The following is a 12,650-nucleotide window of genomic DNA, read 5'->3' as shown; positions in this document are numbered from 1 at the left end:
GACAAAGCCGCTGCCAAGAAAGCGGCAGAAGAGAAGGCCGCTGCTAAGAAAGCTGCTGCGGAAAAGGCCGCTGCCGACAAAGCCGCTGCCAAGGCCGCTGTGAAGACAGCCGATGCAACGGCCAGCGCCACGGCACCCGCTGCCGCACCTGTAGTTGCAGCACAGCCCCAACCGCAGGCAGTGGCAAGTGTAGCTTCTGCCGACGGATATACCCTCGATTTCGGGACCTTTGTACTGAAGTCAGAGATGGCCCAGATCAAGAAGAAGATCAAGAATGCAGGCATGAAGCCGGTAGTGGCGCCGGGGCCCAAGAGGAAAGAGCAGATGAGCCGGATCCATGTCGGCGAGTACCCAGACCAGCAGAGCGCAGAGAAAATGCTGCAGAAACTGCGGAAAGCGAAGACGGAGAACTTCATCCTCCAGGACAAGAGCGGCAAGTTCAACGTGTATGCCGGCTCCTACTTCGATAAGGTCGGCGCAGTAGACGAACAACTGCGGCTGGCACGGTTCGGTATCACCACCGAACTCAGGCCGATAGTTGTTCAAGTGCCGACCTTCAGTCTCACGGCAGGCTCTTTCAAAAGCGAAGAGGATGCAGCTCGTAAGGTGGCCGAACTGGAGAAGCTCGGTGTCAAACCGACAGTGGTACAACGTTCGAAGTGAACATAGAGAAGTAATGAGGAAGAACGAAAAAGGGGCAGCCATACGGCTGCCCCTTTTCTTTGTCGCAGGCGGGGACTGGCTCCGCCAGGTGCCTGTCCCCCTTAATGCTTTGGAAAGGTGGCTGAACTGAAAGGAGCGTTCCGCTAGAGGGACAGGCGCCTAACGGAGCCAGTCCCATCTGCTTTCTTGCAGTAACGGGCGGGACCCCGCCCGTGAAGCTCATCAAGCCTGTCCACGATCCACCGCATCGGCATTGCAACGCTCGACCGCGTCCCTAAGCCAGGCTATTTCCTCACTATGGAATTCCTTGGAGTACTCGGTGCCGACGTTAAGCGCCCAGTTGAGCGGCTCAACCGTGCTCAGTGCGAGCACATGACCGGGAGCTTCGACATAGGGGACAGCGGGATCCCACGCCTGAAGTCGCTCCAGCGTGCTGAAGAGCATCAGGTAGTCCTTGCCGTCAGCCTCGGCTATCACTGGGAATACGCCTCCCTCTTCCCCCTGCTGCTCATTGTTTTCTATGATGGGTATGAAGAAGGAGGAGTTGAGAAAGATGTCATAGAATGCGGACTGCTTTTTGCCGTCCGTCGTGCTCTGGCGCATCTCTACCAGCGCCTCGTCTAGTTTTTCCATCTGGATTTCCTTTGAGAATATTATGGAGCAGGTTGGTGGTCTCCAGTCGCACCATACCGAACGGGGGGGATCATTTCAAGGATAAAGATAAAACGATCCATCACTCCTGCAGCTTGTCCAGCAGCTTGCCCTGGTACTCGGGGAGCAGGTCCAGGGATAGGGGGCGCTTGCGGGTCATCTCCAACTTCATCAGTTTGAAGTTCAGTTCTCGCACCTTCTTCATCCTCTCTTCGCTCTCCTCCATGTCCAGGATCAGCCGCCGCAGTGAGGCGACGTCGTTGGTCAGCTCCACCTCGAGGGGGACGCAGCCCGCGTTTTTGAGCACCTTGTAGGCCATGCGCAACTCTTCGGGGACCGCCGAGAGATCTTCCTGCACCAGCGGCTTGCCGCGCCCGGCGAGGTTGTCGAACTCCCCGCGCTCCATCGCTTCCTGGATCCTTCTTTCTGCTATGATGGCGAATATTTCCATTCGGCGATTGTGGCAGAACCGGCAACAGATAGTCAACTGCGGTCTTCATGCCAGGATGACCAGCGTTGATGTTCAGCAAGGCGGGCGAATGATTATTCGCCCCTACAGGGATGACCGGAGGGGCGGCGGTGTGCTCCGCGCTGTGCTAAACTCCTCTCCTTGTGTGGCCATAAAACACACGGATGCCGCTCGTGTCCCGGCCCAACAAATTCCATATTAAAACCGGACCGCGTCGCTTACAATTAAAAGGGATCTTTTCAGCCCCGCTTTATTCAACCTGCGGCTCGGCCGCGGCACACCGTTTGAGGGCACAGATGCAGCATCGGCACCTGAAGGTCAGGCTGGTAAAAAGCGAGTGGCTGCGCTACCTGCTCATCGGAACGGGGCTCCTCTCCCTTGCGGCGGGCGTGGTGGGGCTGTTCCTTCCCCTGGTCCCGACGGTCCCCTTCCTCATTGTTGCCGTCATCTGCTTTTCCCGCAGTTCGCAACGTTTCCACAGCTGGCTGGTAAAGCACAGACACTTTGGCCCGGTCGTAAAGGAGTACCTCGTCCACGGATCCGTTCCATTGCGAGCGAAATGCCTGGCCATAGGCGCCATCTGGATCTCGTTCCCGGTGACCGCGTTTGTGGTTGTTGCAGCGACCTGGCTGCGGATCCTGCTCATCTCCATCGCCGCCTGCGCGACCTTGTACCTGCTTATGCTGCCGACGACGCCGCACCGGCGCAGCGGTCGCCCTTCGGGAAGAGTGGATACCTGATTCCCTACCTTGCTTTTCAGTCGATGCTGAACTGGCCCACCCTGGCCTGGAGCTGGGCCGCGTTCTGGCTCAAGACGGTTGCCGCGTCGGCTGAATCGTGCGCCGCCCGTGTCGTTTGCTGCACCACGAAGCTGATCTGCTGCATGTTGCCGGAGATCTCCCGGGTGGTCGCTGTTTGCTGCTCCGCCGCGGTGGCCACCTGGTTGATCTGCATGGTTACCTCCGCAATGCATTCCATGATCTCGCGCAGCGCCTGCTGGGATTTCCCCGCCTCGATGGTCCCCCGCTCCACCTCGTCCACCCCGGCTTCCATGGCATCCACGGCGCTGCGGGTCTCCTGCTGGATCAGCTTGATCATCCCTTCGATCTCCTTGGTCGCCTTGGTGGTCCGCTCCGCCAGCGCCCGCACCTCGTCGGCGACCACCGCGAAGCCGCGCCCCTGCTCACCGGCGCGGGCCGCCTCGATGGCGGCGTTCAGCGCCAGCAGGTTGGTCTGGTCGGCTATGTCCTCGATGGTGCCGAGAATGGCGCCGATCTGCTCGGAACGGGTTCCCAGGCCCCCCACCGTCTGCGCCGAATCCCGGACCCGCTCCGCGATCAGGTGCATGGCGCCGATGGCCCCGTCGACGACGGCGGCGCCGGTCGACGCGGTGGCGTTGGCCCGCCGGGCCAGGTTGGCCGCGCCGGCGCAGTTGAGGGCGATCTCGGAGGAAGTGGCCGCCATCTCCTCGCCTGCCGCGGCCACCGACCCCACCTGTCCCGAGACTTGGTCAGCGCCGTCGGCCATCTGCAGTGCCGTCTCGTTGAGGCGCCCGGACGCCTGGGAGACCTCTTCCGCCGAACTCCTCACCTGCGCCACCACCCCCTTGAGGTGCTCCGCCATCCGGTTCATATCCGAGGCGAGCAGGCCCAGTTCGTCGCTCCCCTCGTGTTCGATGCGGGCCTTCAACTCGCCCTGGGCAATCAGGTTGACCCCGCGCGCCAGTTCGCCGATGGTGCGCTGCACCGACCTCACCAGTACCAGCATCACCGCGCCCCCCACCACGAACACCAGGAGCGCGATCAACAGGCAGTTCACCAGTAGCCCCCGCAGCACGCCGTCGATATGGCGCATCGAGATGTCGGCGCCGATCACGTAGAGGGTGCCGTCACCGGCGCGCACCGGCAGAAAAATGGAGCGGAAGGTCCCCCACTTGTCGGAGTACTGGTCGTAATGCAGCTTCTGGTCCTGGAAGGCGGCCTTGAGACCCTGGCTCGCGTCTTCGTAGGGATCGAGCAGCTTGCTCTGTTTCCCGGTCGCCTTTTCCTCCTTGGTGTAGCTGGACGACGAGAAGACGATCTTTCCGTCCTTTTGCACCATGGTGTAGATGTAGTTGAATCCGGAGGCGTTGGCCCAGGCGGTGAGGCGGTCGCTCAGGGCGTCGAACTCGGCCTGGCTTGGGGTGACGGTGGCAATCCGGGCGTGATAGGGGTCGGCGGCGAGACGTGCTCCCTCGACGCAGGTGCGCAGTTCGCGGTCCACGTCCCCCAGAATCTCTTTCTTTTCACTGTAGTAGGTGTGCAGCGTGAAGGCCGCCGTGGTGAAGAGGTTGAGGACCATCATGGCCCCGAAGAACTTGGTGGACAATTTTACCGAGGTGAAGCCTTTCATCGTGCGCTCCTATGTAGCCGTGTGGGGTCTGGCACCTTATCGGTTGAGGACCGGCAAGCTTTAGAGGCGCGGTGGTGAAAGAAGGCTGAGGCGGGGGGGACAGCGGAAGGGAAGGTAGGGGACCGTTGCCGGTCCCCACCGGGGATTATTTCTTGTGTTTCATCGCCACCTTGATCTTGCGGATGTCCTTGCGCATCATGGCCACGTCGCGCTCGACGTTGAGCACCTTGAGACGCAGGTCGGTGATCTGCATGGCGAGCTTTTCGTTACTGGGCACCTCTTTGGCAGCTTCTGCCGCCGGTGCGGCGCTGGAGGGGATGGGCACCGGTTCGGTCGAGGCGACCATGACCGGAGCGGAGGACGCGAGCGCCCAACCACCCACGTAGCCGTTGAGCTTGCCGTCGGCGGAGGAGACTTTCACCCAGCCGCCCGAGCAGCTCTCGGCGGTGACCCTGGCGTCCTTCTTGAGGACCGCGACCACCTTAGCCTTTTTACTGGCGCTCTTGCGTAAGCGGATCTCGGGGGCGGTTACCATACAGTTGGTGCTTTCGGCCAGGGCCGGAACGGCAAATGCTGCGACAGCCGCTGCTGCGAGAATGATGTTGCGGATCTTTTTGCTCATGGTGTCTCCTTTTTATGAGTAATGCGACCACTTGGTCGAGACTGAAAGTTACGGGGAGGCGACGCGGAAGTAGCCCCAGGAGTTTCGGCTTTAGATCCAGCGTGGAAATAATACCGAGACAATTAAAAATAATCAATAAAAAATCACTTTAATTTTTAGCTGATGCTTTGATTGGCAGGACTGCGCCGTTGTGTGCCGTCATATGCCGTGCGTCCCTGAGCTTGATGAGGTCCACTGTCTGCATGATCTTGTTGTACTGAGACAGGTTGACCCGCTCTCCTGTCAGTTCCTTGAGTGCCTTGTCGGCGATCTCGGGGTAGCGCTGCATAGCGGCGTGCAATTGTGAGTACTGGTAGTTGGAGATTTCGCGGCGGTCTTGCCGGCCTGCCGTGCGGACTCCGGGATTCGACATGAAAAGGGCTGTTATGGCGACGAACAGCAGCACTACGAAGGGGGTCTTTTCCATGAATAGTGACGGCCCCGGAACCGCGGGCTTCCTTTCCGAGTTTCGAGCAACAGTTTCAGTTATCGGCGCCGGACGTCTTTACTGAAGCAAAACTTTCAAAAAAAAAGGCAGCACCGGTTGTGCCGGTGCTGCCTTTTCGTTGCAGGATCATGGTTAGAATTTCTCGAAGTCTGAGTCGTCCTGCTCCATCTCCAATGCCAGTCCGCTTGCCACGGCTGAGCGCTTGGTCTGAACCGGCACCCGTGGCACGGACTGTGTGAGGGCCTTTTTGCGCGTCACGGGCTTGGACTTATGCTGTGGCGGCTCATGCTTCATTCCGTGCAGCGTGGGCGGTGCGTTGGCGCCCTCCACCTTGAAGAAGGTGATGGATCCCTGCAACTGTTCCGCCTGGCTGGAGAGTTCTTCCGCGGTCGAGGACATCTCCTCGGCTGCCGAGGCATTCTGCTGGATGACCTGGTCGAGCTGCTGGATCGCCTTGTTGATCTGTTCCGCGCCGGTGTCCTGCTCGCGGCAGGCGGCAGAGATTTCCATCACCAGTTCCGCCGTCCTCTGGATGTCGGGGACCATCTGGTTCAGCATGCTGCCGGCACGTTCCGCGATTTCGACGCTGCTTGAGGAGAGTTGGGATATCTCGGCCGCCGCCCGCTGGCTGCGCTCAGCGAGTTTTCGCACTTCACTTGCTACCACCGCGAATCCCTTGCCGTGCTCGCCGGCGCGAGCCGCCTCGATGGCGGCGTTCAAGGCCAGCAGGTTGGTCTGGCGCGCGATCTCTTCGATAATGGAGATCTTGCCGGCAATCTCCTTCATTGCCGAAACGGTGTGGGAAACGGCTTCGCCACCTTCCTTGGCGTCCCGGGCGGACTTGGAGGCAATTTTCTCCGTCTGCAGGGCGTTGTCCGCGTTCTGCCTGATGTTCGAGGTCATCTCTTCCATGGAGGAGGAGACCTCCTCGGCGGCGGCCGCCTGTTCGCTGGCCCCCTGCGACATCTGCTCGGAACTGGATGAGAGTTCCTGGCTTCCCGACGCGACGTTGTCGGCGGCTCCCTTGACGTCGGTCACCACCTCGTTCAGTTTGGCCAGCATCGCCTTCAGCGCGATCATGAGCTGGTCTTCGGGGGAGCGCTCCACGAGTTTCAGGGTCAGGTCCCCGGCCGCGATCTTCTGGGCGACCTCCGAGATGTTGCGGTTGGCCTGGGCGGAACTGTTCACCGCCTGGGCCAGCGTGTCGAAGGTGTGCTTCACCTCGGTGGTGTCGCTGTCGGCGGGCTCGGTGCTGAGGGTGATGTTGACGTCGCCCAGAGCGAGCCTTCCCAGTCCCTCGACGAGCTTTTGGGTCTCGCGTTCCTGGTAGTCGGCGATCTTCTTGGCCTGGCGCGCCGCCGTCTTCACCGAGGTCAGGTCGGTGACCACCTCGAAGGCGCCGATTACCTTGCCTTCCTTGTCCTTGACCGGAACGCCGGTGTAGCTGATGTCCAGGTCGAGCCCGGCCGAGGGGTGGGCGTCGGTCTCCCGGGTCGCCTCGAGACCGGAGGTGATGGCCTGGGCACAGGCGCAGTTGGCCGTCCTGCAGTCGCTGGTCTTGAAGTGGTCGTAGCACTTGGTGCCGATGACCTGGGCCTGGCTCTTGCCGCCGACCTTGGCACCCAGCTGGTTCATGTACAGGACGGTGAAGTCGTTGTCGATGATCATGGCGGGAGCGGGCATGTTGTCCATGAAGCCGACCATGGTGGAGAGCGTGTCGTTCACCCCCTGCACGATGTCCCGGTAGGCCCCCTGGTGCTTCTGGGTTTCGGCGCGGGAAGTGAGCCTACCTTCCAGCGCAGCCTGCGCCAGGTGCGCAGTGTCGCCGCTCAGGGTCTTGATCACCTCGACACAGCCGTTGACCGCCGTGGCGAGTGCGTCGAAGATCTGCTTCGCCTCGGTGGTGTCCTTGTCGGCTTCCGCCGTGGTGATGGAGAAATCGACCTGCCCCTTGGCGAGTTTGTCCAGGCCGTGCACCAGTTTTTTGGTCTCCTGTTCCTGGTAGTTGCTGACCTTCTGCGCCAGCCGGGCCGCCTGTTTGACCGCGGTCTGGTCGGTCACCACCTCGAAGGCCCCGATCACTCGGCCGCCGTCGTCGTGGATGGGGATGCCGGTATAGGCGATGTCGAGGTCGAGCCCCGCGGAGGGATGCGCGTCGGTTTCCGAGCTTGCCATGGCGCCGGTCTGCATAGCCCTGCCGCAGGCACAGTTGGTGCTGCCGCAGTCGCTGGTCTTGAAGTGGTCGTAGCACTTGGTGCCGACGACCTGGGCCTGGGTCTTGCCTCCTACCTTGGCGCCGAGCTCGTTCATGTACATGACACTGAAGTCGCGGTCCACGATCATGGCCGGCGCCGGCATGGCGTCCAGGAGCCCGACCAGGCGCGCGATGATGGCGTTGACCCCCTCGATGGTCCTGCGGTACTCGCCTTGGTGCCGGGTCGCGTCGGCGCGCTCGGTGAGCCTTCCCTCCATGGCGGCTTTGGCAAGCAGGTTGGCGTCGGCGGCCATGGCCTGGACCGCGGCGATGGTAACGTTCAGGTTGATGGCCAGGACGTCCTTGTCCGACTTGGGCTGCAGTTGCACCGACAGGTCTCCGGCAGCCACCTTCTCCGCTGCCCTGGCGGCTTCCGAGATGTTGTCCACCATCTTGCCGAAGGCATGGGCGAGGTTGCCGGCCTCGTCGCGGGAGTCGCTTTCGATCACGATGTCGACGTTGCCCACGGCCAACTCGTCGGCGACCTTGATCAGCCTGTTGATGTTCCTGCTGATCCGCTGCGCCACCAGGTATCCCAGCAGCAGCACCGCCGCCGCGATGGCCAGGGTGATGGCCCCCATCTTCCAGCGCATCGCTGCGATCACCTGGTGCAGGTCATCCATGTACAGGCCGGTCCCGACCACCCAGCCCCAGGGCTTGTACAGCTTCACGTAGGAGAGTTTCGCCACCGGTACGGTAGAGCCTGGCTTGGGCCAGCGGTATTCTACCACGCCGCCACCCTGGTTCCTGGCGACGTTGGCCATCTCGGCGAAGAGCTGCTTACCGGTCGGGTCCTTGGTGGCGCTCTGGTCCTTGCCGTTCAACTCCGGTTTGAGGGGGTGCATGAGCATGACCGCGTTCAGGTCGTTGATCCAGAAGTATTCGCTGCCTGCGTAGCGCATGTTCCTTATGCGCTCCATGGCGCGTTTCTTCGCTTCTTCAGGGGTGAATTCTCCCTTTTGGACCCTCTGGTCGTATTCAGCGATCAGTTCGATGGGGAGGTCGACTACCGCCTTCAACGTGTCCTCTCTTTCAGCGAGGATCCTGTCTTGCATGGCCGGCAGCAGGTACAGGAAGTTCACTGCCGCTATGATAACGACGGTGGCCATTGAGATACTTAATACCTTTGCGGCAATGCTCCAGTCTTTAAACCTTTTGATTTTCATGCTGTTCTCCCTTTGCAGCCCTTGGATCTACAGTATCACGCGTTACTGCTGACACAGTTCACCGGACCAGAATGTGTGCTGTATCAATTTATCGGCAATTAGCGTGGAAATTTAATGGGAGATTGGAACGTCGACTGTGCGAAAAACGAAGGACGCACCATGGGGAAAGGCGTTGGAGACCTGGCAGGCGTGGCAGAGACAGGGCAATGGCCGTCAGCGGTAGAGGGAGCGGGAAATAACTTCGGAGGGAATTTGTGCGGCGGCGCTGGCGCCGCCGCAGTGATCAGCTTACTTACCGGGGATGGTGATGCACAAACATTGTGCCTCGGCGAAGGTTTTGTCGCCGCGGAAGATGCGGCCGTGCACCATGATCTTCCTTCCTTCCACGGAAACGACCCTGCTTTCCACGGTCACCACCTTCCGAAGCGGCAGCATGTTGCGGAAACTCACGTTGAGGTTGCCCACCACGATGGGGTAACCGGCCGCCCAGGCGGCAAGCCCCAGTGCCTCGTCCATGATGGCCGCCACGGCACCGCCGTGGGCATGTCCCGGAGGCCCCTCCGCCTCGGGACCAAGCCAGAAACGGGCGTGCAGGTGCTGCTCCGCATCCCGGTAGTAGCGGGCCCGGAAGCGGTCGCCGCGGGAATCGCCCGAGACGAAACGCAGGGAGTCTCCCACCAGGGCCGGTGCGTCGAACGGGACCCAGTCCGGCTCCCCGCTCAGATCGATTTCGGTCTTTTCACAAGCTTTCAGTACGGTTGAATTGGACACTGTCTTTCTCCTTACTGGTTTACGTGCACGTAAAGCAGGGGTAACCTTAGCAGACTTTTTTCCGGAAATAAAGACTCCATCGCCCCTTTGTTTACAAAAAGAGCGAGGCGGGCAACATTCCCATTGGAATCGCCAGGTTGCCTGACCAATTCTCGTGATTTTGCAAGGTGAATTCAGTTGACAGTTTGCTCGACAAAGCGTAAACAAATCCACACCCCAACCTTATTTCCAGTGCCGGAGTTGTTATGAAAGACGAAGTGACAACCGCAGGCGATCTCCAGGCCGAGGTGGCCAGACTGCAGGCTGAAAATGCCGCGCTGCGCCGGATAGTGAAAGAGCAGCAAGAGGCCCTGGATGGGCAGGACCAGGCGCCGCGCTGCTCCCGCTGCCTCTACAGCGACACGCCGGTCATGCTGCATTCCATCGATCGCAACGGCCTGCTGCTCGGGGTCAGCAACTACTGGACCGAGGTGCTGGGCTACTCCCGCGAGGAGGTGCTGGGGCGTCCTTCCATCGATTTCCTTACCCCCGCCTCGCAGCGCTACGCCGTGGAAACGGTGCTGCCGGAGTTTTTCCGCGTCGGCTATTGCCGCAACGTAGAGTACCAGCTGGTCAAGAAAAACGGCGCGGTGATCGACGTCCTCTTGAGCGCCGCTGCAGAGCGGGACGCGCAAGGCGCCATCTCCCGCTCGCTGGCGGTCATGATCGACGTGACCGAGTGGAAGGCGGCCGAGAAGGCGCTCAAGGAGAGCGAGGCCCGCTTCCGCATGATCGTAGAGACCTCGCAGGAAGCCATCGTCGCCGCAGACCGCATCGGCTGCCTTTCCTACCTGAACCGTCAGTTCGCCGAGATGCTGGGATACGAGGTGGTCGAGTTGCTGGGGCGCCCCTTCCTGGAGTTCGTGGACAAGGCGCTGCACGAGGACACCGCCGCCCGCCAGAAAAGCCGCGAGAAGGGCGTCTCAGAACACTACGAAACCATCCTGGTGCGCAAGGACGGCACCAGGGTCTGGGCCAGCGTCTCGGCCATGCCCATCCACGACGCCGTCGGCGTATTCCAGGGCTCCTTCGCCATGATCTCCGATGTCACCCGCCGCAAGCAGGCCGCCGAGGAGATCGAGGTGCTCCATACCCATCTCTCGGCGCGCGCCCTCGAACTCGAGACCGCCAACGAGGAGCTCGAGGCCTTCAACTACACGGTCTCCCACGACCTGCGGCGCCCCCTCACCGCCATCTACGGCTTCGCCCAGGTGATCATGGAGCTTTACGGCCAGCAGCTGGAAGCGCAGTGCCGGGACTACGTGCAGGAGATCATCAACGGCAGCATCAAGATGAACCACCTGATCGACACCCTGCTCAACTTCTCGCGCCGCTACACGGTGTCCCTGAACCGGGAACTGGTGGACGTGAGCGGGCTCGCCCAGGAGATCCTCGCCGAACTCAGGCTTTCCGATCCGCAGCGCCGCGCGGAGTGCGTGGTCCAACCCGGCGTTGTGGCCGACGCGGATCCCCAGTTGCTGCGGGTGGTGCTCGACAACCTGTTGGGCAACGCCTGGAAGTATTCCGCCAAGAAGGAGGAGACCAGGCTGGAATTCGGCACGGTGCGGCACCAGGGGCGGGATGCGTTTTTCGTGCGGGACAACGGCGCCGGGTTCGACATGAGCCGGGCCGCCGCCCTGTTCACGCCGTTCCAGCGCCTGCACGACTGCGACGATTTCAAGGGGACCGGCATCGGCCTGGCCAGCGTGCAGCGCATCATCCAGCGCCACGGGGGGCACATCTGGGCCGAGTCCGAGCCCGACAGTGGCGCCACTTTTTTCTTTACGCTCGGCTAGAGGCCGGCTCACCAGGGAGGACCGATGCTAACCAGGCAGGAATCACAACAGCGTATCTCGAGGCTGCAGGAGGGGCTACGGGACAAAGGGATGGACGGCGCCCTCTTCATTCACCCCATCGACGTCTACTATTTTTCCGGTACCCGCCAGAACTCGACGCTCTGGGTCCCGGCCACGGGAGCGCCGCGCCTTTGGGTGCGCAAGAGCTTCACCCGGGGGCAGCAGGAAAGCTGCATCGACGACACCCGCCCCTTTCCCTCCAGCAAGGAGTTCCCCGGGGAGTTCGGGGAACAGGTGCGCACCATCGGCTTCACCTTCGACGTGGCTCCGGTACAGCAGCTCAACTACTATCAAAAGCTCCTGCCCGGCCGCGACTTCGTCGACGTCTCGGCCCTAAACCGTGAGATCCGGTCGGTCAAGTCGCCCTGGGAGCTGGAGCAGATCCGCTACTGCGGCGCGCAGCTGGCCGGCGTGTTCCGCGAGGTGCCCGGGTTCCTGAAGGCGGGGATGCGCGAGGTGGATCTCGCCGCCGAGTTCGAGTACCGGCTCAGGAAGGCGGGGGGAGAAGGGTACGTGCGCATGCGCGCCTTCAACCAGGAGCTGTTCCAGGGGCTGGCGGTTTCCTCAGCCACCGCCGGCGCCACCGGCTTCTTCGACGGCGCGGTCACCGGCAAAGGGATGTCCAGCGCCTCGCCTCACGGCGCCTCCGCCGCCCTGATCCCCGTCGACGCCCCGATCCTCATCGACTACACCGGCGTCTTCAACGGCTACATCATCGACATGACCAGGTTCTTCGTGATCGGCAAGCTGGCGCCGGAACTCGAGCATGCCTTCCGGACCGCGCTGGCCATCCAGGGATACCTGGCCGAGCATCTGAAACCGGGCGCGATATGCGAGGAGTTGTTCCTTCAGGCTGCCGGGATGGCGCAGGCGGCGGGGCTCTCCGACCACTTCATGGGGGCGCCCGGCGAGAACGCGAAATTCGTCGGTCACGGCGTGGGGCTCGAGCTGGACGAGTTCCCGGTACTGGCACAAGGGTTCAAGGTAGCACTTCAGGCCGGGCAGACGTTGGCCATAGAGCCCAAGTTCGTGTTCCCGGGCATGGGTGTCATCGGCATAGAGAACACCTTTGCCGTAAGCGAGGCGGGTGGTGTCAGGCTGAGCGACCTCCCCGACGACATCGTCTACCTGTAAGCACAGGCACAGCCTTTGATATAAAGGGCAGTCCTCACCGGGCTGCCTTTTTCTTTTCTGTTTCGTCGCGGTTTTGCCAGCGGCCACTGGAGATATGACCAAAACCCGGTACATTTTATTCTCTTATCGACAGTGGCGTGGGGGGAA

At 61.6% G+C, this 12,650-nt stretch carries 11 protein-coding genes; 4 read left to right on the top strand and 7 right to left on the bottom strand.

Annotation, left to right across the window (positions count from 1 at the left end):
- Nucleotides 1–663 (top strand): SPOR domain-containing protein (locus tag JFN91_RS20225; protein WP_199390955.1); only part of this gene is annotated, 663 nt, incomplete at its 5' end.
- Between the two features lie 222 nt (nucleotides 664–885).
- Here the strand turns inward: JFN91_RS20225 and JFN91_RS20220 are convergent.
- Nucleotides 886–1,296 (bottom strand): SseB family protein, encoded by a 411-nt coding sequence (locus JFN91_RS20220; protein ID WP_199390954.1) that lies wholly within the window; start codon nucleotides 1,294–1,296, stop codon nucleotides 886–888.
- 100 nt (nucleotides 1,297–1,396) lie between these two features.
- Complete coding sequence (locus JFN91_RS20215) at nucleotides 1,397–1,765, bottom strand: DnaJ family domain-containing protein (protein ID WP_199390953.1); 369 nt, start codon at nucleotides 1,763–1,765, stop codon at nucleotides 1,397–1,399.
- Nucleotides 1,766–2,079: 314 nt separating this feature from the next.
- Between JFN91_RS20215 and JFN91_RS20210 the strand changes: the two genes are divergently transcribed.
- Nucleotides 2,080–2,523 carry a YbaN family protein gene (locus JFN91_RS20210; RefSeq protein ID WP_199390952.1) on the top strand — a complete coding sequence of 148 codons (444 nt, stop codon included), beginning with the start codon at nucleotides 2,080–2,082 and terminating at the stop codon, nucleotides 2,521–2,523.
- A 16-nt stretch (nucleotides 2,524–2,539) separates the two neighbouring features.
- Here JFN91_RS20210 and JFN91_RS20205 read toward each other — a convergent pair whose 3' ends face one another.
- The 5 genes from JFN91_RS20205 to JFN91_RS20185 form a co-directional block, all read right to left on the bottom strand.
- Complete coding sequence (locus JFN91_RS20205) at nucleotides 2,540–4,174, bottom strand: methyl-accepting chemotaxis protein (protein WP_236015282.1); 1,635 nt, start codon at nucleotides 4,172–4,174, stop codon at nucleotides 2,540–2,542.
- A gap of 145 nt (nucleotides 4,175–4,319) precedes the next feature.
- Nucleotides 4,320–4,796 carry an SH3 domain-containing protein gene (locus tag JFN91_RS20200; protein WP_199390951.1) on the bottom strand — a complete coding sequence of 159 codons (477 nt, stop codon included), beginning with the start codon at nucleotides 4,794–4,796 and terminating at the stop codon, nucleotides 4,320–4,322.
- Nucleotides 4,797–4,944: 148 nt separating this feature from the next.
- Nucleotides 4,945–5,262: a hypothetical protein gene (locus tag JFN91_RS20195; RefSeq protein WP_199390950.1), complete on the bottom strand. Its 318-nt coding sequence runs from the start codon at nucleotides 5,260–5,262 to the stop codon at nucleotides 4,945–4,947.
- 153 nt (nucleotides 5,263–5,415) lie between these two features.
- The gene (locus JFN91_RS20190; protein WP_199390949.1) at nucleotides 5,416–8,703 is read right to left on the bottom strand and encodes a cache domain-containing protein; all 3,288 of its coding nucleotides are present in this window, start codon (nucleotides 8,701–8,703) and stop codon (nucleotides 5,416–5,418) included.
- 288 nt (nucleotides 8,704–8,991) lie between these two features.
- Entirely contained in the window at nucleotides 8,992–9,474 is a 483-nt protein-coding gene (locus JFN91_RS20185) for a PaaI family thioesterase (RefSeq protein ID WP_199390948.1), read from the bottom strand.
- 245 nt (nucleotides 9,475–9,719) lie between these two features.
- Between JFN91_RS20185 and JFN91_RS20180 the strand changes: the two genes are divergently transcribed.
- Together JFN91_RS20180 and JFN91_RS20175 are read left to right on the top strand one after the other, a co-directional pair.
- Nucleotides 9,720–11,309: a sensor histidine kinase gene (locus JFN91_RS20180; protein WP_199390947.1), complete on the top strand. Its 1,590-nt coding sequence runs from the start codon at nucleotides 9,720–9,722 to the stop codon at nucleotides 11,307–11,309.
- 24 nt (nucleotides 11,310–11,333) lie between these two features.
- Complete coding sequence (locus JFN91_RS20175) at nucleotides 11,334–12,503, top strand: M24 family metallopeptidase (RefSeq protein ID WP_199390946.1); 1,170 nt, start codon at nucleotides 11,334–11,336, stop codon at nucleotides 12,501–12,503.
- Nucleotides 12,504–12,650 lie beyond the last annotated feature (147 nt).

It is taken from the genome of Geomonas anaerohicana, assembly GCF_016458305.1.
In the GTDB taxonomy this organism is placed as follows: Bacteria; Desulfobacterota; Desulfuromonadia; order Geobacterales; family Geobacteraceae; genus Geomonas; species Geomonas anaerohicana.
This window is presented reverse-complemented; position numbering and strand designations above follow the sequence as displayed.